Genomic DNA, 20,059 nt, shown 5'->3' on the forward strand with positions numbered 1-20,059 from the left:
GGTGTGCGCGGCCGATCAGAGTGGCGGCACCGGCAGCGGCGCGCGCGGCGACACAGCCGGCGTCCGCTCGCCCGGCGCTGGGTGCAGCGAGCGCACCGTTGCGAGCCGGCGTGTCAACTGGTCGACGGCGTCGTTGCGCATGTCGTTGTAGAGCAGCGTCGCTTCCTGCGACTTGGCGAGCGTGTACTGATCGCTATAAGTCATCGAGCGATTCAGCGCGATAGCGCTCGGCGGAATGAGCATCGTGCCGTCGGCCCCGAGCAGCGAATAGTTCAGGTTGTAGACCAGTTCGTATTCCTGTACCACGCCTTGCGCGTTCAGGCTGAGCGTGCGCGTGCCCTGGCCTTCCGACAGATTGAGCGTCGCTTCGGGCTTCTCGAACGGCTTGACGATCACCGTGTCGCTGCCGCCCTGAACCATGCGCTCAATGCGCGCGACCATCTGCGGCGTGCCGCCCGCGATTGCGAGCCGCTTGAACGCGTAGTCCTGCTGGCCGCGCAACTGGAAGCCGCACGCGGACAGCGCTGCCGCTCCACCCAACAGCGCCAGAAACGAGCGCCTGCTCATGCCAGCTTCACGATCCACGTCGACTCCCTTGGCTGTGAGCATCAGACGACCACGTTCACGAGACGTCCCGGCACCACGACCACCTTCTTCGGCGCGCGGCCTTCCGAGAACTTTTCGAACATTTCGTGTGCGATCGCGGCCTTTTCGATCGCCTCGCGCGATGCATCCTTCGCGACCGTCAGCGCGCCGCGCACCTTGCCGTTGACCTGCAATACGAGCTCGATCTCCGATTGCTCCAGCGCGGCTTCGTCGACCTTCGGCCAGGGCGCGTCGAGCAGCGGGCCGAATTCCTTCTCGTAGCCCAGTTCGGACCACAACTGGAACGTGACGTGCGGCACCACCGGATACAGCACGCGCAACAGCACGCCGAAAGTTTCGTTCAGCAGGCCTTCGCCCGGATTCTTCGCGCCTTCGAGCGCGTTGAGCATCTTCATCGCGGCGGAAACGACCGTGTTGTACTGCAGGCGGCCGTAGTCGAAATCAGCCTGCTTCAGCACGGTGTAGATTTCCCGGCGCAGCGCCTTACCGTCGTCGTCGAGCTTCGAGGCGTCGAGCTTCGCGTGGTGGCGCAGCGCGTCGGCGTTGCCGTGCGCAAAGTGCCACACGCGACGCAGGAAGCGGCTCGCACCTTCCACGCCCGCGCCCGACCATTCGAGCGATTGCTCGGGCGGCGCCGCGAACATCACGAACAGGCGCGCGGTATCGGCGCCGTGCTGATCGATGAGGGTTTGCGGATCGACACCGTTGTTCTTCGACTTCGACATCTTCTCGACGCCGCCGAGCACAACCGGCTGCCCGTCCGCATTGAGCGTGGCGCCCGTCGGACGACCCTTTTCGTCGTGCGCGACGGTGACTTCGAGCGGGTTATACCAGGTCTTCTTTCCGCTCACGTCCTCACGATAGAACGTTTCGTTCAGCACCATGCCCTGCGTGAGCAGGTTCTTGGCGGGCTCGCCGAACTTGATGAGGCCCATGTCGCGCATGACCTTGGTCCAGAAGCGCGAGTACAACAGGTGCAGAATCGCGTGCTCGATGCCGCCGATGTACTGATCCATCGGCATCCAGTAGTCGGTGCGCTCGTCGACCATCGTCTTCGCATCGGGCGCGCTGTAACGCGAGAAGTACCAGGACGAATCGACGAAGGTGTCCATCGTGTCGGTCTCGCGCTTCGCTGCCGCGCCGCACTTCGGGCACGTACAGTTCAGGAACGCTGCGGACTTCGCGAGGGGGTTGCCCGTGCCGTCCGGCACGAGGTCTTCCGGCAGCACGACAGGCAGGTCCTTTTCCGGCACCGGCACGTCGCCGCAACTCGGGCAGTGGATGATGGGGATCGGCGTGCCCCAGTAGCGCTGGCGCGAAATGCCCCAGTCGCGCAGACGCCAGGTGACCTGCTTGTCGCCGAGATCTTTCGCTTTCAGGTCAGCGGCGATCGCGTCGATGGCCTGCTCGGTCGTCATGCCGTCGTACTTGCCGCTGTTGACGAGCTTGCCCGCGGTCTTATCGCCGTACCACTCTTCCCAGGCGTCCGTCGAGTACGTCTTGCCTTCGACGTCGATCACCTGATTGATCGGCAAGCCGTATTTCTTCGCGAACGCGAAATCGCGCTCGTCGTGGGACGGCACACCCATGACCGCGCCTTCGCCGTAGGACATCAGCACGTAATTGCCGATCCACACTTCGACTTGCGCGCCCGTCAACGGATGCGTGACGAAGAAGCCGGTCGGCACGCCTTTCTTTTCCATCGTCGCGACATCGGCTTCCGCGACGCCGCCGCGCTTGCATTCGTCGATGAACGCGTGAAGATCCGCGTTGTCGCGCGCGAGGCGCGTGGCGAGCGGATGCTCCGCCGCGACCGCCGCGAACGTGACGCCCATGATCGTGTCGGCTCGCGTCGTGAAGACGCGCAGCAGCTTCGCTTCGCCGTCGATTTCATACGGGAAGCCAAAGTTCACGCCGAAGCTCTTGCCGATCCAGTTCTGCTGCATGATCTTGACGCGCTCGGGCCAGCCGAGGCCTTCGAGATCGTCGAGAAGCTGATCCGCGTAATCGGTGATGCGCAGGTAGTACATCGGGATTTCGCGCTTTTCGACGAGCGCGCCCGAGCGCCAGCCGCGCCCGTCGATGACCTGTTCGTTCGCGAGCACGGTCTGATCGACCGGGTCCCAGTTCACCGTGCCCGTCTTCTTGTACGCGATGCCCTTTTCGAGCATCTTCAGGAACAACCACTGGTTCCACTTGTAGTAATCCGGCGAGCACGTGGCGACTTCGCGCGACCAGTCGATGGCGAGGCCCATCGACTGCATCTGCTTCTTCATGTACGCAATGTTTTCGTACGTCCACTTCGCCGGCGGCACGTTGTTCGCCATTGCCGCGTTTTCGGCGGGCATGCCGAACGCGTCCCAGCCCATCGGCATCAGCGTGTTGTGACCGTTCATGCGCAGATAACGGTACATCACGTCGTTGATGGTGTAGTTGCGCACGTGACCCATGTGCAGCTTGCCCGACGGATACGGCAGCATCGAGACGCAGTAGAACTTGGGCTTGGCCGAGGTCTCGGTCGTCCGGTAGACGTCATTCGCGCGCCAGTTGCTCTGCGCGGCGGATTCGACGTCGGCGGGTACGTATTTATCGTGCATGGTTTGGTTTGGCTTTCGGCAAATGCTGGGAACGGACCTCGGGACCGGCCGCTTTCGTCTCAATGGACTTCGAGCGGCGAGTCCGTGCGCGGGGGCATCGCTGACACGGCGCAGCGTCGGAATTCGGGCCTGCTGGCTCTTGCCGGGCCCGCCGAACGGGGAAATGACGATTATACCGTCCCACTTACCCGCGCAGTCGCGCGAAGCGCCTTGGCCGATGCATGATCCGGGCTCGTATCGGCAAGTTTGAACACAGGGAGCGCGATCGGCAATTCAGCCGTTCGGCATAGGCCGAATGCCGGAGTCAGCGCGCCCGCTGCGCGCCCGCGACCGGCTGCGTGACGAAGCCGATACGTTCCAGCCCTGCCTGCTGCGCCGCGCCCATGACCTGCGCGATAACTTCGTAGCGCGTCGCGCTCGACGCCCGCAGATGCAGCTCCGGCTTCTGCTCGGCCTTGCCCGCTTCGGCGAATCGTGCGCGCATCTGATCGAAACTGACGAGCGCATCGTTCCAGAAAAGCTTGCCGGCATCGTCGATGGAAAGCGTGATGGTCTGCGGCGTCTCGCGCGCGGGCTGCGACGCGACTTTCGGCAGATCGAGCCGGATCGCGTGCGTGAACAGCGGCGCGGTGATGATGAAGATGACGAGCAGAACGAGCATGACGTCGATGAGCGGCGTCATGTTGATCTCGGCCATTGGCTGGCCGTTGGATTGTTTCTCGAGTCCGCCGAAGGCCATTGCCGCGCGCTCCTACTCGGCGTCGCCGCACATGAACGCGTGCAGATCGTGCGCGAAGCCGTCGAGTTCCTCGGAAATCTGCCGCACGTAGCGTCCGAGCACGTTGTACGCGAGCACGGCCGGAATCGCGACGACGAGTCCGAACGCCGTCATGATGAGCGCCTCGCCGACCGGCCCGGCGACGTTTTCGATCATCGCCTGTCCGCTCGATGCGATGCTGCCGAGCGCGTGATAAATGCCCCAGACGGTGCCGAGCAAGCCGACGAACGGCGCGGTGCTGCCCACCGATGCGAGCAATACCTGTCCGAATTCGAGCCTTCGTTGCGAACGGAGCAACGCGTGGCGCAGCGCGCGCAGCACGCGTTCGCTGCGCTCGACACGCGCGAGCATCGCGCCGGGCATGTCGGCTTCGGACGCACGCCACGCGGCTTCGGCGAGCGGCAGAAACACACGCTCGCGATCCGCGCGCTGCAATGCGCCGATGCCTTCTTTCAGACTCGCCGCCTGCCAGAAACGCTGCAAGGCGCGTGGCCCTTGCCATTTCGCGCGCGCGAGAATCCATGTCTTGACGAGCAGAAAGCACCAGCTCGCGAGCGACATCGCGAGCAGCAAGCCGGCGACCGCGTGTGTGACGGCATCGCCGGATTGCAGGTAATGAATGACGCCTGTTGCGGCCATTGTTACGGAATCAGCGCAGGCCGAGCACGTCCTGCATGTCGAAGAAGCCCGCGTCGCGTTCTTGCAGGAAATGCGCGGCGCGCAGCGCGCCCTGCGCATACGACAGACGGCTCGCCGACTTGTGCGTGATCTCGACGCGCTCGCCGATGCCCGCGAAGAGCACCGTATGATCGCCGACGATATCGCCGCCGCGAATCGCGGAGAAGCCGATCGTCGATGGATCGCGCTCACCCGTCACGCCTTCGCGGGCGTACACCGCGCAATCTTTCAGATCGCGGCCGAGCGCCTTCGCGATCACCTCGCCCATTGCGAGCGCGGTGCCCGACGGCGCATCGACCTTGTGTCGGTGATGCGCCTCGATGACCTCGATGTCGTAACCCTGCGAAAAATGCCTCGCGGCGAATTCGAGCAGCTTCAGCGTGACGTTCACGCCGACGCTCATATTCGGCGCGAACACCACGCCGATCTTCTCGCCCGCTTTCCGGAGTTGGGCCTTCTGTTCATCGGAGAAACCCGTCGTGCCGATGATCATCTTCACGTCGTGGCGCAGCGCCGCTTCGAGATGCGCGATCGTGCCTTCGGGGCGCGTGAAGTCGATCAGATAGTCGGCATCGGCGAACACGCGTTCCACGTCGTCGGTCAGCAGAACGCCCGTGGTCTTGCCGAGGAACGCGCCCGCGTCCTGCCCGAGTTGCGGCACGCCGGGCCGGTCGAGCGCGCCGACGAGTTGCGCGTCCGGATCATTCAGAACGGTTTCGATCAGCATCCGGCCCATGCGGCCCGATGCGCCGGCGATGGCGATCTTCATGGCTGTCTCTCGTTGAGTCTCTCGATGCGTCGCGCGACGAACGCGCGGCGAATGATGCGGCTTTGCCCGTCCGGCCCGAAGCGCGCCGCCAGGGACGCGATTCGAGGCCGGAAGGCTGCGTGCTTATTGCGGCATGGTGAACTGCGTCTGGCCGCTCGCGTTGGCCGGGGTCGGCGAAGTGCTCGCCGGACCCACCGCGCTGCTGTCCGGGATGTTGATCGTCTGCGGCCGGCGCTGCAATTGAATCTGCGAATTGCTGCCAGAACTGTTGTTCGAGCCGGGCGCGCCGCCCGTCGTCGTCGGCGCGCTGCTGAACGCGGACGAACGCTGACGGCCGGCGGGCATTTCCACTTGCGCCGTCGCGCGGTTGGCAGCCTGCGCGGCTTCCTGATTGGCGTCGCCGGCAAAGGCTGCGGCCGTGTTCGGCTGCGTGGACGGCTCGCCGACCGGCGCAGTGACCGCCACCGCCGACGCCGCGGGCGTCGGAGCGGGAACAGGCTTCGCGACCTTGATGCCCTTGTCGCCATCGATTTCCGCGAGCAGTTCCAGATTCGACGGAAGATTCTCGCCGCCAGACCAGCTCACGACGCGATCGCTCGCGAAGTTCACGACGAAGTCACGCTGCTGCACGATGGATGTCGAACCACGCTTGAAATAGAACACGTAGTCCCAGCGATCCGCATGGAACATGTCGGTCAGAAGCGGCGTGCCGAGCAGTTGCTTCACCTGGTCGCGCGACATGCCGACCTGCATCTGATTGGCCGCTTCCTGCGAAACGAAGTTGCCTTGCACGACCGTGATTCGATACGGTGTGATGCTTTGCGCGATTTTCTGCGTGACGCTGTCGTACGCCGTACAGCCAGCGAGCAATGCGGCCAAAGTTGCTGCGATCACGGTACCCCGCATGCGACGGCTCTCCCTGCAATTCAATAAATTTGAAAACATTTGACCCTTCACGCGAGACGATCCAAGGCCGCGCTCTTTAATCCGATTCGCCTTGACTCCGTACGGGATGTCGGGAATCGGAAAAACGCATTACTATGAGAACCTTGAATTGTACTCTAGGGATGCCTAGCCATGACCAATCCCGCCGATCTCAAAAATATCGGGCTCAAGGCGACCCTGCCCCGCCTCAAGATTCTCGAAATTTTTCAGCATAGTCCGGTGCGCCATCTGACCGCCGAAGACGTGTATCGAAACCTGCTCAACGAAGAGCTGGATATCGGTCTCGCAACGGTTTATCGCGTGCTCACGCAGTTCGAGCAGGCCGGCCTGCTGTCGCGAAGCAATTTCGAATCGGGCAAGGCTGTGTTCGAGCTCAACGAAGGTTCGCACCACGATCACCTCGTGTGCATCGACTGCGGCCGTGTCGAAGAGTTCTTCGATGCCGAGATCGAACGCCGTCAGCAATCGATCGCGAAGGAACGCGGCTTCAAGCTCCACGAGCATGCGCTTGCGCTGTACGGCACATGCACGAAGGAAAACTGCCCGCACCGCAAGCATTGAGCGTCGCGCGCGGGCTTTAGCCGCGTCGATGAAAAAACCGCCGTCCATCTCTCGATGGACGGCGGTTTCGTTTCGCCTGTACGTTTTGCGATTTGCTTCTGCGAGCGATTCGCAGTTGCATTTCGATTCTGCTATGCCGCAACCACAGATGGCGCGCTGAGCGTATAGCGTTCGGGCAAGTCGATCTCGTCGCAATTCGGCAGATCGCCGCCGCGATCGACGACGATGAAATCGCCCGGCGCATCGAGCACGATGAGCGGGTGATGCCACACGCCGCGTGCATAGTTCACACCCTGCCAGCCGCGCGCATAGAAAGCGCGCATGCCGGCCGCATCGAACTCGCCCGCAGGCGCGACGACCACGAGATAGCGCACATCGCCGAGCGGCACGAACGCCTGGCTGCCGAGCGGATGCCGCTCCATCATCGAGATCACAACCGGCTGCGCACGCGGCTGCCCTCGAAACACGTTGATGAGCGGCCGCCCGCCGCTCTCGAAGCCCACCTCCACGTTCGCGAGATCGTGAAAGCGTTCCGTCGTGCCCGCGTTGATCGGAAAATGGCGCGCGCCCTCGAGTTCGATGACATCGCCGAACGGCGCAAAGGCTTCACGCGTAAGCGGTTCCAATCTGAGCGATTTCATTCGATTTCCCCGAAGATGCGCAGCCGCGATACGCCGCCATCCGGATAGATGTTGAAGCGCAAGTGCGTCACAGGACCGAGCGCCGCGATCTCTTTCTCGAAGCGATGCACGTTGTCCATCGAGAGCTTCTGTTCGTCGAGCAGCACGGGCCAAAACATCGCCTGCGTGACGAGCGATTCATCCGTGCCGCCCTCGACGCGCGCCGCCTGCAGCGAACAGCGGTCGGGATAATTGCCCTTGAAGTGCGCAGTGTCGACTTCGATCGCGCGGATCACGCCTGGATTGGCCAGCGCGACGATCGCCCAGTCGTTGCCCGGCTCGCGGCGCCGGCGTGTTTCCCAGCCGTCGCCCATGTTCACGCCGCGTCCCGGCATCAGCATTTGCGATGCAGGGCCGAAGTGCTGATTGTTCGCCGCGACCAGATACGCGCCGTTTTCGATCGCCGCGAGATCGAGCAGCGTGCCGCGTTCGACGCGCGAGAAATCCGTCTTCGGCTGGCCGTAGACGCGCAGCCGCGCGATGCCGCCATCGGGATAGATGTTCACGCGCAGATGCGTGTAGGCGCGCGTATCGCTGATGTCGAGATAGTGATGATGGTTGCCCTGCAGCGTCGTCGACGGCACGATCTCGCGCCAGTCGCCATCGTCCTGCGGATTCGCGCTTTCGCTGTAGCACGCTTCGATCGACGCCGCCGGCGGAAAGTTGCCGGTGAAGTGACTCGTGTCGATGTCGATGCCATGAATCACGCCCGCGCGCGCCAGCTTGACGATGCAGTAATCGTAGCCGGTCGTGCGCTTGCGGCGCGTCTCCCAGCCGTCCATCCACTTGCCGTGCTCGTCGTACTTGCCGGGAATGAACACCGCGGGCTGCGGCTCCAGCATGCGGTCTTTCGGCGCGAAGAATTCATCGGTGGCGGAGAGCGCCCGCGCGCCGAGCCGCGGGTCCGCGAGGTTCATGTAGCGGCGGGCGAAAGCGGGAGCGTCTGCGTCGAGAATCGGGTTAGCCATTTTGCGTGTCTCTCAGTGATTGACGGGTTATCAGATTGCGTGCGCGTGCTCGTGAGCTTGCGCGGGTTCCGGCGCGGCGGGCACGAAGCGGTAATCGGCGTCCTGGTCGAGCACGCGCTTGGCGCGCGCCCGGTCGATATCGTTCTCCCAGACTGCGACGACCACCGTCGCCACGCAGTTGCCGATCAGATTGGTCACGGCCCGCGCGATGCCGACGAACCAGTCGACCGGCAGGATCAGCACGAGGCCGAGCACGGGAATCGCGGGAATGGCGGAGAGCGTCGCGGCGAGAATGACGATCGCGGAGCCGGGAATGCCGTGCGCGCCCTTCGATGTCACCAGCGAAACGAGCACGACGACGATCAGGTCATGCATCGACAAAGGCGTGTTGGTCGCCTGCGCGATGAAGATCACGGCGAGCGTGAGATAGATCGAGAAGCCGTCGAGGTTGAACGAATAGCCGGTCGGAATCACGAGACCGACGGTCGAATCCTTCACGCCCATCCATTCGAGCTTGCGCATGATCTGCGGCAGCACGGCGTCCGACGAAGCCGTGCCGAGCACGATCGACAGTTCCTCGCGCAGATAGCGCACGAGCTTGAAGATCGAGAAGCCTGCGAGCCGCATCACGACCGCGAGCACGACGAACACGAACAGGAAGCAGCTCGCGTAGAACACCATCACGAGCAGGCCCAGTTGCTTGAGCGACGCCACGCCGTACTGACCCGTCGTGAACGCGATCGCACCGAGCACGCCGAGCGGCGCGAGCTTGATGATGAACGCCATGATGCGGAAGAACACGTTCGACAGCTCTTCGATGAAGACCGTCACGCGCTGCGCCTTCTCGCCGAGCATCGAGAGCGCCGCGCCGAACAGGATCGCGAACACGAGCACCTGGAGGATGTCGCCCTTCGCGAAGGCATCGATCGCAGTGTCCGGGATGATCTTCAGCAGGAAGCCCGCGGTGTCCTTCAGGCTCTTCGCGTGCTCCGTGTACGTGCTGAGCGACGCGGCATTGAGCGTATGCAGATCGATGTTCATGCCGACGCCCGGACGCGTGACCCACGCGAGAATCGCGCCGATGACGAGCGCGAGCGTGGTCATGATCTCGAAGTAGATCACGGCCTTCAGCCCGACGCGCCCGACCTTCTTGAGATCGCCCGCGCTCGCCATGCCGCTCACGACGACGCAGAACACGATCGGCCCGATCACCATCTTGATGAGCTTCAGGAAGCCGTCGCCCAATGGCCGCAACGACTGGCCGAAGTGCGGAAACAACGCGCCCACCACCACGCCGATGACCAGCGCGATCATTACCCTGCCGAACAGCGAATTCAGAAATCTCAACACGACCGTCTCCTCGTGTAATGTCTCGGGATCAGAGCAACTGTTCCGACTGGTCGGACCAGTGCTGTGATGGGGAATATTAGAAAACCGATATAGCGTCGTCAAGGAACTGTTGGTAGCGGTTTACCCTGTTTCGAGCGGGCACGGAAATGCGCGTGGAACGGCCGTTCACACGGGCGCGCGGGACGCGCATACAATGGCGGTCAGACCGGCCAATACAGCTTTCTTCTTATGAAAAACGTCCCTCACACCGTGACCGACGCCGCGATCGCGACCATTCGCGAGCGCATCGAATCGAGCGTATATCCGGTCGGAAGCTTGCTGCCGGCTCAGCGGCAACTATCGGAGGAACTGGCGATCAGCCGGGCGTCGCTGCGCGAGGCGCTCTCCACGCTCGAAGCGCTCGGCATGCTGCATATCCGGCCGGGTAAAGGCGTGTACGTCAACAGCGCGCAGGCGAGCAATGCGCATCCGTGGCGCTTCGCGGATCAGGCGTCGTTGCCCGACACGTATCAGATGCGTTTCGCGCTGGAGGGATTCGTCGCGCGGCTCGCGGCGCATTCGATCGGCGATTCGGATATCGACTGGCTCGACGACAATCTCGATTCGCTGCACGGCGCGTTGACGGAATCCGCGCTCGAAGAAGCCGCGCAACTGGATTTCGCGTTCCATATGCGCATCGTGAGTCTCGCGGGCAATGCGGCGATCGAATCGATCCTGCGCGGCAGCGCCGACATCATGAAGGAAAGCCAGCGTCTGCCGTTCTATCGGCGTGAACTGGTGTTGTCGACGTATCACGAGCACGCGGTGATCATCGAAGCATTGAAGGCGCGCGATGGCGAGAAGGCCGGACGCGCGATCGAAGGCCACATCGTGAATGCGGCGCAACGCGCGGGCGTGCATTTTCCCGTACCGAACAAGTAAAGCCCGGCACTTCCCGAAGCATGCGCGGTCTCAGCAAGGGCCGTGCGTGATGGAGGTTTCTATCCGCTTGCGCTGCCCTGCAATGACCAAACATCAAGAGGAGCAGCGTCGATGGACATGCAACAACTCGTTTCAGAATTTCTGTCTTCGGAACACGGCGCGCAAGCCACGCAAGCGCTGACCGATCAGGGCTTCAGCCAGGAAGACAGCCAGCAGATGCTCGGCGCCGCCGCGGAAACGGCGCATGCCCACGCCGAGGAACAAAACGCGGGCTTGCTCGGAAACCATCCCGGCAAGAGCTTCTTCGCCGCGTTCGCCGCCGGGCTCGTGCGCGGCGACGGTTTCCTCAAATCGATGGAGGAAGGTGGCGAAGGCGTTCTCACCGGCCGCGTCGCCGAGTCGATTGCCGCGCGCATGGGAATCGATCCTGCAACGGCATCGACGGTCGCGGCGGCGGCAACGCCTTACGTCGTGGCGTTTTTGCGGGAGAAGCTCGCGTAACGCACTTTCATCGCAGCAAAAACAAAGCCGCTCCGAGGAGCGGCTTTGTCATTTCAGCGGACCGAAACTTACTTGGCTTTATTTGGCGTTCGCGAGCGCCACAGCCGTATCCAGCATGCGGTTCGAGAAGCCCCACTCGTTGTCGTACCAGCTCGACACCTTCACGAGACGGCCCGACACCTTGGTCAGCGTCGAATCGAACGTCGACGAAGCCGGGTTGTGGTTGTAGTCGATCGACACCAGCGGCGCGTCGTTGTAGCCGAGCACGCCCTTCAGTTCACCTTCCGACGCTTCCTTCATGATCTTGTTGATCTCTTCGACCGTCGTGTCGCGCGCGGCGATGAACGACAGATCGACGACCGACACGTTGATCGTCGGGACGCGGATCGCGTAGCCATCCAGCTTGCCGTTCAGTTCCGGCAGCACGAGACCGACCGCGGAAGCCGCGCCCGTCTTCGTCGGGATCTGGCTGTGCGTGGCCGAGCGCGCGCGGCGCAGGTCTTCGTGATACACGTCCGTCAGGACCTGATCGTTCGTGTAGGCGTGGATCGTGGTCATCAGACCGTTCACCAGACCGATCTTGTCGTTCAGCGGCTTGACGAGCGGCGCGAGGCAGTTCGTCGTGCACGATGCGTTCGAGATGACCGTGTCCGACGCCTTCAGCACGTTGTGGTTCACGCCGTACACGATGGTCGCATCGACATCCTTGCCGCCCGGCGCCGAAATGATGACCTTCTTCGCGCCGCCCTTGATGTGCGCGCTCGCCTTTTCCTTCGTCGTGAAAAAGCCCGTGCACTCCAGCACCACGTCGACTTTCAGCTCGCCCCACGGCAGTTCGGCCGGGTTGCGGTTCGCCAGCACGCGGATCTTGTCGCCGTTGACGACGAGGTAGTCGCCGTCCACCGACACCTGGCCGGGGAACTTGCCGTGCGCGGTGTCGTACTGCGTGAGGTGCGCGTTGGTCTTGGCGTCGCCGAGGTCGTTGATGGCGACGATCTCGATGTCATGCTTCTTGCCGTTCTCATAGAGGGCACGCAGCGTGTTGCGGCCGATCCGGCCGTAGCCGTTGATTGCAACGCGAATCGTCATGGTCTATCTCCTGATGGCTAAAAAAACCTGCTTCGCTGACCGCGATTTTACTGCGCGGACAGGACGGACTTGGCCGTCGCGACAACATGCTCCACCGTGAAGCCGAAATGCTTGAACAGCGCGCCCGCCGGGGCCGACTCGCCGAACGTGTCGATGCCGACCACGCCGCCTTCCAGGCCCACGTACTTGTGCCAGAAATCGGTCACGCCCGCCTCGATCGCCACGCGCGCCACACCCTTCGGCAGCACGCGCTCGCGGTATTCGGCGTCCTGCTTGTCGAAGACATTCGTGCAGGGCATCGACACGACGCGTGCGCCGATGCCTTCCTTCGCCAGCGCATCCACGGCTTCCATCGCGAGCTGCACTTCCGAGCCGGTCGCGATGAGGATGATCTTGCGCGCGGGGATATCGTCGTTCCAGTCGCGCAGCACGTAGCCGCCCTTCGCGACGTTGGCGATCTGCACGTCGTTGCGCGCCGAGAACTGCAGGTTCTGGCGGCTGAAGATCAGCGTCGACGGACCGTTGTGCGCGATCGCATGCGTCCACGCGACGGCCGTCTCGACGGTGTCCGCCGGGCGCCACGTCTGCAAGTTCGGAATCAGGCGCAGGCTCGACACGTGTTCGATCGACTGGTGCGTCGGGCCGTCTTCACCGAGGCCGATGGAATCGTGCGTGAACACGAAGATCGAGCGCGACTTCATCAGCGCGGCGACGCGCAGCGCGTTGCGGCTGTAATCCGAGAACGTCAGGAACGTGCCGCCGAACGGGCGATAGCCGCCATGCAGCGCAATGCCGTTGATGGCCGCGCTCATGCCGAACTCGCGCACGCCGTAGTTGATGTGGTTGCCCCACTGAATGCCCGCGTGCTCCGGGTTCGCGTTTTCCGCGTCGCCCGCCGCGCGAACGGCCTTCGATGCCTTCCAGTTGGTGAGGTTCGAACCGGTCAGATCCGCCGATCCGCCGAGCAGTTCCGGCAGCGCGGCCGCGAGGCCTTCGATGGTCTGCTGCGATGCCTTGCGCGTCGCCACGGTTTCGGCGCGCTGGTTCGCGTCCTCGATGATCTTCGCGGCGGCTTGTGCCCAGTTCGCGGGCAGTTCGCCGTTCATGCGGCGCGTGAATTCGGCGGCTTCTGCCGCGTACTTCGCGCGATACGCATCGAACGCCTTGTTCCATTCGGTTTCGACGTGCTTGCCCTGTTCCTTCGCGTCCCACGCCCCATAGACTTCCTGCGGAATCTCGAACGGACCATAGTTCCAGCCGATGGCCGCGCGCGTCGCCGCGATTTCCTTGTCACCGAGCGGCGCGCCGTGCGCATCGTGACCGCCCGCCTTCGTCGGCGCACCCTTGCCGATGACCGTGCGACAGCAGATGAGCGTCGGCTTGTCGGACTTTTTCGCGGCGGCGATCGCTGCATCGACCGCTTCGACGCTATGGCCGTCCACCGCGCGGATCACGTTCCAGCCGTAGGCCTCGAAGCGCTTCGGCGTGTCGTCGTGGAACCAATGCTCGACGTGGCCGTCGATCGAAATGCCGTTGTCGTCGTAGAGCGCGATCAGCTTGTTCAGCTTGAGCGTGCCCGCGAGCGAGCAGGCTTCGTGCGAGATGCCTTCCATCAGGCAGCCGTCGCCGAGGAACACGTACGTGTGGTGATCGACGATCTTCGCATCGGCCTTGTTGAATTCGGCGGCGAGCAGCGCTTCGGCGAGCGCCATGCCGACCGCATTGCCGACGCCCTGGCCGAGCGGGCCGGTGGTCGTCTCGACGCCCGGCGTCATGCCGACTTCCGGATGGCCCGGCGTCTTCGAATGCAGCTGGCGGAAATTCTTCAGTTCGCTCAACGGCAGGTCGTAGCCGGTGAGGTGCAGGAGCGAATACAGCAGCATGGAACCATGACCGTTCGACAAAACGAAACGGTCGCGATCGAACCAGTGCGGGTTCGTCGGGTTGTGCTTCAGATGGCGCGACCACAGCGCGACGCCGATTTCGGCCATGCCCATCGGCATGCCGGGGTGACCGGAATTGGCTTGTTGAACGGCGTCCATGGCGAGCGCGCGGATTGCGTTGGCCATGAGGGCGGTTTGGCTGGAGGTCGGGATCGTCATGTCGTATCGAGTGCTTCGGGCTGGAGCTGAAATGATCCGTGGTGAATCTGAGCGTCGTAACTCACTTTGCAAGCAAGGCGCCGGACCCGCGGCACACAACGTTTTCAGGACCGGAACGACGAGAAACGACGAGGATCGGAAGGCCGTCATTCTAGCAGACCGGTCCGATTGACACGCGCCGGAACGCTGCCACCCAGCCGCTCCGGGAGCGTTCGGCGCGGGCATGTTCCGTGCATGTGCAAGCCGGCAAAACGTCACCTTACACGACCCTGCGCGCCGCTGACGGACGATGATTCGGCGAAATCCGTCCTCGACACCTTCGGCCAATGTTCGTACGGCTTCGTGGCAAAATGTCCGTCAATGTGCAGCAAAGGCTTCAAGGAGTGCAATCGATGACCGACCCTCGCCCCGCCGACGTTCCCTGGCTGACTCCGTACCTCACCGTGCGCGACGCGCGCGTGAGCATCGCGTTTTATGAGAAAGCGCTAGGCTTCGCGGTGCGCGACAGCGTGAACGACGACGGCACCGTCATCCATGTCGAGATGACGTATCGCGGGCAGTTGATCGTGATGTTCGCGCCTGAGGGTGCATACGGTTCGCAGGCTCGCACGCCGAAGAGCGCGGGGCAGATGGCGCCGCAGTCGTTCTATCTGTACGTCGACGACGTCGACGCGATCTTTCATAACGCGCTCGCCGTAGGCGCAAAGGCGCTCATCGAGCCGCAGGATCAGTTCTGGGGCGACCGCTTCGCCCAGATCGAAGACCCGGACGGTTATCGCTGGGCGATCGCGCGGCATCTGCGCTGAGTTTCAGGCAATTCCACTATCCGCGGACAGCCGATTCCGCGATCGACTCCCCATGCCACGTTTTTATGTCGACTGCCCGCTCTGCGTGGGCCAAACCCTGTCTCTTCCCGATGACGTCGTGCGCCACGTGCACGTCCTGCGCCTGCAAACAGGCGATTCGATCACACTCTTCGATGGCGCCGGCGGCGAATATCGTGGCGCGCTCGTCGATATCGCCAAGCGCGCGGCGACGGCGCGTCTCGACGAACACAGCGATCGCGAGGCCGAGCCGCCTTATCGCGTGACGCTCGCGCAAGGCGTCGCGGGCGGCGACAAGATGGATTGGCTGATCGAGAAGGCGGTGGAACTCGGCGTCGCGGCCATCGCGCCGATCACCGCAGAGCGCGGCGTCGTGCGCCTCGCGGGCGAGCGGGCGCTGCGTCGTCAGGCGCACTGGCAGGCGCTCACGCGTGCGGCATGCGAACAATGTGGACGCAACCGCGTGCCGGACGTCGCGCCGCCGCGCGATCTCGGCGCCTGGCTCGCCGGCCTGCCCGCCGCCGCCGATGGTGCGTTGCGCCTGCTGCTGTCGCCGCGCGCCGAGGTGAGCTTCGCGTCCCTGCCCGCCGATCCGCCGCGCGGCGCGGTCACGCTGCTCATCGGACCGGAAGCCGGTTTCTCGCCCGCCGAAGAAAACGCGATCATCCATGCAGGATTTGCCGCGCTCGGACTCGGCCCGCGCGTGCTGCGCACCGAGACGGCGGGCATTGCGGTGCTGGCCGCATTGGCCGCGCGCTGGGGCGGCTGGTAACTTACGCGGTCCTCAAACGAAAACAGCCCGATGGACGCCATCGGGCTGTGTCGTCAGACGGCGCGACGCTCAGACGAACGAATAGAACACGCGGAACGCCACTTTGCGCTCGCCCCAGAATTCGGCGGCATCGCGGAAGACGTCGAGCAGGACTTCGCGGCCTTCCTTATCGAACTTCTGCGCGATCGGCAGTTGTTCGAGCACGATCACGAAGCCCGGCTGCGAGCCCGCCTTGTGAACGAGATCGGTGAGCGAATCGTACAGCGCGTCGTAGTTCTTGCCGAAATGCTTGGGAAAGAGAAACGAGGTGGCGATGGTCTCGAGCACTTCCTGCTTGCTCTGCGCCTGGCCGAGATAGGCGTAGAGAAAATGCTGGCCGAGGCGGTTGGCTTCGTCCGCGAGTTCCTGCACCCGGAAAGCGCGGATCGACTGCACGATATTCGGCCGCACCGTCGCGAACAGCGCTTCCGGATCATCCTCTTGCAGATGGGACTCCTCAGGCCTGGTCTCGTCGTCGGGTCTGTTGTCGTGTTCTGTCATGCGTAGCCGCAATACTCGCTGGAACAGGTTGCCATCGCCGGTGGCGAAAAGATCACTCGCGACGCTGTGATCGTGCGCGTAGATGTTGTCGCTCATGCCGTTAATCCCGTAATTAATCTGCAATGCGTTTGAAACTGGAGTAGTGGTCGTCCGTGTAGTAGCAATCGCCGGTCTGCCTCTTCGGCCCGCCGCACACGATCCGGCGCGCGCCGCGATCCCGCGCGCGAGGCGTGGGCACGGTGTATTCGTGGTAGTAGCCGCGTGGATGCCGCGGAAGCACACGTTCGCGATTGCCGAACACGACGCCGTCCTTCTCGTAAGGGAAAGGGCCGCCCGCTTCGATCAGCCGCAATGTCGCGACCGCCTGCCTGGGCAACTGCGCAATGTGGACGGTGGCCAGCCCGTTACGCTCCTGCCCGCCGGTCGCTTCCGGCTGCCGCACCTGCGCCTCTTGGGCCGATTCCGCCGGCAAAACCGGCGCCGGACTCGCCGAAGCAACCGGCTCCTGAACACTTCGAGGTTCATCCTTGCCGCATGCGCCCAAAAGGACGCTCAGGGCGACGATGGAGACGAGTGCCCTCGCGCGTATCACCAAGCGGTTGTCCTCGCGTTACCCAGAGTTCGGCGACCATGAAAGATGTAAGGGTATCGCTAATGACAGGGCGAAGCAACGTTACGCCGAAAATCGGAATTTTTTTCTCAATTTTGCAAGGCTGTGCAATTACGGCGCAACGCATTCCTCAGGAAATAGCCCGAATCTGAGGGATTTTTATCTTGCATAGGATAATAATCGGCATGTGGAACCTTGAAGCCTCTGGACGGGCCGCCTCACCCGTCGCCAGCTTCGCGGCAGCGCGCTCTGCCGTCGGTTCCGCGTTTTGCGAGATCGAAGCAGACATGCTCCTTTTTCTTTCGCAGGCGTGCCGTGCTTTCACGGCACGCTTTTTTTCGTCTCCGAAAAAAAAGCGGCGGGAAAACCCGCCGCCTTTCGTCTGACTAAAACCGTTATCAGCGCGCCGCCGACGCATCCGCCACCAGCAACGCCGTCATGTTGACGATGCGTCGCACCGTCGCCGACGACGTCAGCACGTGAACCGGCTGCGCCGCGCCGAGCAGGATCGGCCCGATCGCGATGTTGTTGCCCGCCGCCGTCTTGAGCAGGTTGTACGAAATATTCGCCGCGTCGATGTTCGGCAGGATCAGCAGGTTCGCATCGCCTTCGAGCGTCGATTCCGGCAGCACGTCCTTGCGCAGCCGCGCGTCGAGCGCGACGTCGCCGTGCATTTCCCCGTCCACGTCGAGATCCGGCGCGCGCTCTTTCAGGATCGCGAGCACGTCGCGCATCTTCTGCGCCGTCGGCGCGTTGCTCGTGCCGAAGTTCGAATGCGACAGAAGCGCGATCTTCGGCAAGATGCCGAAACGCTTCACCTCTTCCGCCGCCATGATCGTGATCTCGGCGAGCTGCTCGGGCGTTGGGTCGACGTTCACGTGCGTATCGACGATGAAAATCTGGCGGCCGGGCAGCACGAGCGCGTTCATTGCCGCGTAGACCTTCGCGCCTTCCTTCTTGCCGATGACCTGATCGATGAAGTGCAGATGACGATGCGTCGTGCTCACCACGCCGCAGATCATGCCGTCCGCTTCACCCTTCTTGACGAGCATCGAGCCGATCAGCGTCGTGCGGCGGCGCATCTCGAGCTTCGCCATCTGCTCGCTGATGCCTTTGCGCGCCATCATCTTGTAATAGGTTTGCCAGAATTCGCGGTAGCGCTCGTCGTGATCGGTATCGACGACCGTGAAATCCGTGCCCGCATTCAGGCGCAGGCCGAACTTCTGAATGCGCTGCTCGATGACCGCCGGACGGCCGATGAGAATCGGCTTCGCGATCTTTTCATCGACGGCGATCTGCACCGCGCGCAGCACGCGCTCTTCCTCGCCCTCCGCGAACACGATGCGCTTCTTCTCCGGCTCCACGCTGCGCGCAAGCTGGAACACCGGCTTCATCGTCGTGCCGCTGTGGTAGACGAACTGCTGCAAGTGCTGTTCGTAGGCGTCCATGTCCTCGATCGGACGCGTCGCGACGCCGCTTTCCATCGCGGCCTTCGCCACCGCCGGCGCGATCTTCACGATGAGGCGCGGATCGAACGGCTTCGGAATCAGATATTCCGGGCCGAACGACAGATCCTGAATGCCGTAGGCCGTCGCGACGATGTCGCTCTGCTCCTGACGCGCCAGTTCGGCGATCGCGTTCACCGCCGCGATTTCCATTTCCTTCGTGATGACGGTCGCGCCCACATCGAGCGCGCCGCGGAAGATGAACGGAAAGCACAGAACGTTGTTGACCTGGTTCGGATAGTCCGTGCGGCCGGTCGCGAGCACCGCGTCCGGGCGGACTTCGAGCGCGAGTTCCGGCAGGATTTCCGGCGTCGGGTTCGCGAGCGCGAGAATCAGCGGCTTCGCGGCCATTTGCTTGACCATGTCCTGCTTGAGCACGCCGCCAGCCGACAGACCGAGGAACACGTCCGCGCCTTCCATGACTTCGGCGAGCGTGCGCGCGCTGGTTTCGCGGGCGAATTGCTCCTTGTCCGGGTCCATCAGTTCCGTGCGGCCCTTGTAGACCACGCCGGCCAGGTCCGTCACGTAGATGTTCTCGCGCTTCATGCCGAGATCGACGAGCAGATTCAGGCAGGCAAGCGCCGCCGCACCCGCGCCCGACGCGACGAGCTTCACTTCGCCGATATTCTTGCCGACCACCTTCAGACCATTGGTGATCGCCGCCGCGACGACGATGGCCGTACCGTGCTGGTCGTCGTGGAAGACGGGAATCTTCATGCGCTTGCGGCACTCGCGCTCGACGATGAAGCAATCCGGCGCCTTGATGTCTTCCAGATTGATGCCGCCGAAAGTCGGCTCGAGCGCGGCGATCACGTCGACCAGCTTGTGCGGATCGTTCTCGTTCAGCTCGATATCGAACACGTCGATGCCGGCGAACTTCTTGAAGAGCACGGCCTTGCCTTCCATCACCGGTTTCGACGCGAGCGGCCCGATGTTGCCGAGCCCGAGCACGGCCGTGCCATTCGACACGACGCCCACGAGATTGCTGCGCGCGGTGAAGCGCGCGGCGTTCAGCGGATCTTCGACGATCGCTTCGCACGCGAACGCGACGCCCGGCGAGTAGGCCAGCGCGAGGTCGCGCTGGTTGATCATCTGCTTCGTCGGCGCGATCGCGATTTTTCCGGGAACGGGAAATTCGTGATAGTCGAGCGCGGCTTCGCGCAACTTGGTATTGGCGTCAGTCGTCATAAGGCGGGCTAGCAGTGCGGGAATTAGAATGGAAGTTCGAACGCATTGTAGCGCCAATCAGAGACGGTTTCGGGC

General features: G+C 63.3%; 20 protein-coding genes. 6 read left to right on the forward strand and 14 right to left on the reverse strand.

Translation table 11 applies throughout. The features are described 5' to 3' along the window. Positions 1-15: 15 nt before the first annotated feature. From AWB74_RS36030 to AWB74_RS36055, 6 genes are all read right to left on the reverse strand, one after another. Complete coding sequence (locus AWB74_RS36030) at positions 16-567, reverse strand: LPS-assembly lipoprotein LptE (protein WP_061151395.1); 552 nt, start codon at positions 565-567, stop codon at positions 16-18. 41 nt (positions 568-608) lie between these two features. Continuing rightward, complete coding sequence (leuS, locus tag AWB74_RS36035) at positions 609-3,203, reverse strand: leucine--tRNA ligase (protein WP_061151396.1); 2,595 nt, start codon at positions 3,201-3,203, stop codon at positions 609-611. 304 nt (positions 3,204-3,507) lie between these two features. Next, positions 3,508-3,942: an ExbD/TolR family protein gene (locus tag AWB74_RS36040; RefSeq protein ID WP_061151397.1), complete on the reverse strand. Its 435-nt coding sequence runs from the start codon at positions 3,940-3,942 to the stop codon at positions 3,508-3,510. 12 nt (positions 3,943-3,954) lie between these two features. Beyond that, positions 3,955-4,620, reverse strand: a complete 666-nt coding sequence (locus AWB74_RS36045) for a MotA/TolQ/ExbB proton channel family protein (RefSeq protein WP_061122526.1) — start codon at positions 4,618-4,620, stop codon at positions 3,955-3,957. A gap of 10 nt (positions 4,621-4,630) precedes the next feature. Next, a complete protein-coding gene (gene dapB, locus AWB74_RS36050) occupies positions 4,631-5,428 on the reverse strand; it encodes a 4-hydroxy-tetrahydrodipicolinate reductase (RefSeq protein ID WP_061151398.1) in 798 nt (265 codons plus the stop codon). A gap of 123 nt (positions 5,429-5,551) precedes the next feature. Next, entirely contained in the window at positions 5,552-6,334 is a 783-nt protein-coding gene (locus AWB74_RS36055) for an outer membrane protein assembly factor BamE (RefSeq protein WP_061151399.1), read from the reverse strand. A 171-nt stretch (positions 6,335-6,505) separates the two neighbouring features. Here AWB74_RS36055 and fur point away from each other — a divergent pair, with 171 nt between their 5' ends. Further along, entirely contained in the window at positions 6,506-6,934 is a 429-nt protein-coding gene (fur, locus tag AWB74_RS36060) for a ferric iron uptake transcriptional regulator (protein ID WP_061122523.1), read from the forward strand. A 131-nt stretch (positions 6,935-7,065) separates the two neighbouring features. Here the strand turns inward: fur and AWB74_RS36065 are convergent, their stop codons facing one another. Genes AWB74_RS36065 through AWB74_RS36075 form a run of 3 tightly spaced genes read right to left on the reverse strand, consistent with a single transcriptional unit; the run spans position 7,066 to position 9,932 of the window. Further along, positions 7,066-7,575, reverse strand: coding sequence for an ureidoglycolate lyase (locus tag AWB74_RS36065; RefSeq protein WP_061151400.1), 510 nt, complete (start codon positions 7,573-7,575; stop codon positions 7,066-7,068). Next, positions 7,572-8,582: an allantoicase gene (alc, locus tag AWB74_RS36070; RefSeq protein WP_061151401.1), complete on the reverse strand. Its 1,011-nt coding sequence runs from the start codon at positions 8,580-8,582 to the stop codon at positions 7,572-7,574. The genes AWB74_RS36065 and alc overlap by 4 nt, the downstream gene beginning before the upstream one ends. 30 nt (positions 8,583-8,612) lie before the next feature. Continuing rightward, a complete protein-coding gene (locus AWB74_RS36075) occupies positions 8,613-9,932 on the reverse strand; it encodes a C4-dicarboxylate transporter DctA (RefSeq protein ID WP_061151402.1) in 1,320 nt (439 codons plus the stop codon). A gap of 228 nt (positions 9,933-10,160) precedes the next feature. Between AWB74_RS36075 and AWB74_RS36080 the strand changes: the two genes are divergently transcribed. Both AWB74_RS36080 and AWB74_RS36085 read left to right on the forward strand, forming a co-directional pair. Continuing rightward, complete coding sequence (locus AWB74_RS36080) at positions 10,161-10,853, forward strand: FadR/GntR family transcriptional regulator (protein ID WP_061122520.1); 693 nt, start codon at positions 10,161-10,163, stop codon at positions 10,851-10,853. A 111-nt stretch (positions 10,854-10,964) separates the two neighbouring features. Next, positions 10,965-11,354, forward strand: a complete 390-nt coding sequence (locus tag AWB74_RS36085) for a hypothetical protein (protein WP_061151403.1) — start codon at positions 10,965-10,967, stop codon at positions 11,352-11,354. A 78-nt stretch (positions 11,355-11,432) separates the two neighbouring features. Here AWB74_RS36085 and gap read toward each other — a convergent pair whose 3' ends face one another. Both gap and tkt read right to left on the reverse strand, forming a co-directional pair. Further along, positions 11,433-12,443 carry a type I glyceraldehyde-3-phosphate dehydrogenase gene (gene gap, locus AWB74_RS36090; RefSeq protein WP_061151404.1) on the reverse strand — a complete coding sequence of 337 codons (1,011 nt, stop codon included), beginning with the start codon at positions 12,441-12,443 and terminating at the stop codon, positions 11,433-11,435. A 47-nt stretch (positions 12,444-12,490) separates the two neighbouring features. After that, complete coding sequence (tkt, locus tag AWB74_RS36095; RefSeq protein ID WP_061151405.1) at positions 12,491-14,545, reverse strand: transketolase; 2,055 nt, start codon at positions 14,543-14,545, stop codon at positions 12,491-12,493. Positions 14,546-14,937: 392 nt separating this feature from the next. Between tkt and AWB74_RS36100 the strand changes: the two genes are divergently transcribed. Further along, on the forward strand, positions 14,938-15,351 hold the full coding sequence (locus AWB74_RS36100) for a VOC family protein (RefSeq protein WP_061122516.1): 414 nt from the start codon (positions 14,938-14,940) through the stop codon (positions 15,349-15,351). A 52-nt stretch (positions 15,352-15,403) separates the two neighbouring features. Further along, complete coding sequence (locus AWB74_RS36105; protein WP_061151406.1) at positions 15,404-16,141, forward strand: 16S rRNA (uracil(1498)-N(3))-methyltransferase; 738 nt, start codon at positions 15,404-15,406, stop codon at positions 16,139-16,141. A 69-nt stretch (positions 16,142-16,210) separates the two neighbouring features. Here the strand turns inward: AWB74_RS36105 and AWB74_RS36110 are convergent, their stop codons facing one another. Then, positions 16,211-16,777 (reverse strand): barstar family protein, encoded by a 567-nt coding sequence (locus tag AWB74_RS36110; RefSeq protein WP_061122514.1) that lies wholly within the window; start codon positions 16,775-16,777, stop codon positions 16,211-16,213. A 16-nt stretch (positions 16,778-16,793) separates the two neighbouring features. Next, a complete protein-coding gene (locus tag AWB74_RS36115; RefSeq protein ID WP_087039383.1) occupies positions 16,794-17,273 on the reverse strand; it encodes a ribonuclease in 480 nt (159 codons plus the stop codon). Positions 17,274-17,476: 203 nt separating this feature from the next. Between AWB74_RS36115 and AWB74_RS45935 the strand changes: the two genes are divergently transcribed. Beyond that, positions 17,477-17,677, forward strand: a complete 201-nt coding sequence (locus tag AWB74_RS45935; protein WP_143749386.1) for a hypothetical protein — start codon at positions 17,477-17,479, stop codon at positions 17,675-17,677. 12 nt (positions 17,678-17,689) lie between these two features. Here AWB74_RS45935 and AWB74_RS36125 read toward each other — a convergent pair whose 3' ends face one another. Then, entirely contained in the window at positions 17,690-19,984 is a 2,295-nt protein-coding gene (locus AWB74_RS36125) for an NADP-dependent malic enzyme (RefSeq protein ID WP_061151409.1), read from the reverse strand. Positions 19,985-20,059: the final 75 nt, after the last annotated feature.

Origin of the sequence: Caballeronia arvi, from assembly GCF_001544695.2 — a bacterium.
GTDB lineage: Bacteria > Pseudomonadota > Gammaproteobacteria > Burkholderiales > Burkholderiaceae > Caballeronia > Caballeronia arvi.

Bases quoted from the DNA above. Each gene is read 5' to 3' on its own strand.
- AWB74_RS36030 (WP_061151395.1), bottom strand. From the start codon at position 567: ATGAGCAGGCGCTCGTTTCTGGCGCTGTTGGGTGGAGCGGCAGCGCTG.
- leuS (WP_061151396.1), bottom strand. From the start codon at position 3,203: ATGCACGATAAATACGTACCCGCCGACGTCGAATCCGCCGCGCAGAGC.
- AWB74_RS36040 (WP_061151397.1), bottom strand. From the start codon at position 3,942: ATGGCCTTCGGCGGACTCGAGAAACAATCCAACGGCCAGCCAATGGCC.
- AWB74_RS36045 (WP_061122526.1), bottom strand. From the start codon at position 4,620: ATGGCCGCAACAGGCGTCATTCATTACCTGCAATCCGGCGATGCCGTC.
- dapB (WP_061151398.1), bottom strand. From the start codon at position 5,428: ATGAAGATCGCCATCGCCGGCGCATCGGGCCGCATGGGCCGGATGCTG.
- AWB74_RS36055 (WP_061151399.1), bottom strand. From the start codon at position 6,334: ATGCGGGGTACCGTGATCGCAGCAACTTTGGCCGCATTGCTCGCTGGC.
- fur (WP_061122523.1), top strand. From the start codon at position 6,506: ATGACCAATCCCGCCGATCTCAAAAATATCGGGCTCAAGGCGACCCTG.
- AWB74_RS36065 (WP_061151400.1), bottom strand. From the start codon at position 7,575: ATGAAATCGCTCAGATTGGAACCGCTTACGCGTGAAGCCTTTGCGCCG.
- alc (WP_061151401.1), bottom strand. From the start codon at position 8,582: ATGGCTAACCCGATTCTCGACGCAGACGCTCCCGCTTTCGCCCGCCGC.
- AWB74_RS36080 (WP_061122520.1), top strand. From the start codon at position 10,161: ATGAAAAACGTCCCTCACACCGTGACCGACGCCGCGATCGCGACCATT.
- AWB74_RS36085 (WP_061151403.1), top strand. From the start codon at position 10,965: ATGGACATGCAACAACTCGTTTCAGAATTTCTGTCTTCGGAACACGGC.
- gap (WP_061151404.1), bottom strand. From the start codon at position 12,443: ATGACGATTCGCGTTGCAATCAACGGCTACGGCCGGATCGGCCGCAAC.
- tkt (WP_061151405.1), bottom strand. From the start codon at position 14,545: ATGACGATCCCGACCTCCAGCCAAACCGCCCTCATGGCCAACGCAATC.
- AWB74_RS36100 (WP_061122516.1), top strand. From the start codon at position 14,938: ATGACCGACCCTCGCCCCGCCGACGTTCCCTGGCTGACTCCGTACCTC.
- AWB74_RS36105 (WP_061151406.1), top strand. From the start codon at position 15,404: ATGCCACGTTTTTATGTCGACTGCCCGCTCTGCGTGGGCCAAACCCTG.
- AWB74_RS36110 (WP_061122514.1), bottom strand. From the start codon at position 16,777: ATGAGCGACAACATCTACGCGCACGATCACAGCGTCGCGAGTGATCTT.
- AWB74_RS45935 (WP_143749386.1), top strand. From the start codon at position 17,477: ATGTGGAACCTTGAAGCCTCTGGACGGGCCGCCTCACCCGTCGCCAGC.
- AWB74_RS36125 (WP_061151409.1), bottom strand. From the start codon at position 19,984: ATGACGACTGACGCCAATACCAAGTTGCGCGAAGCCGCGCTCGACTAT.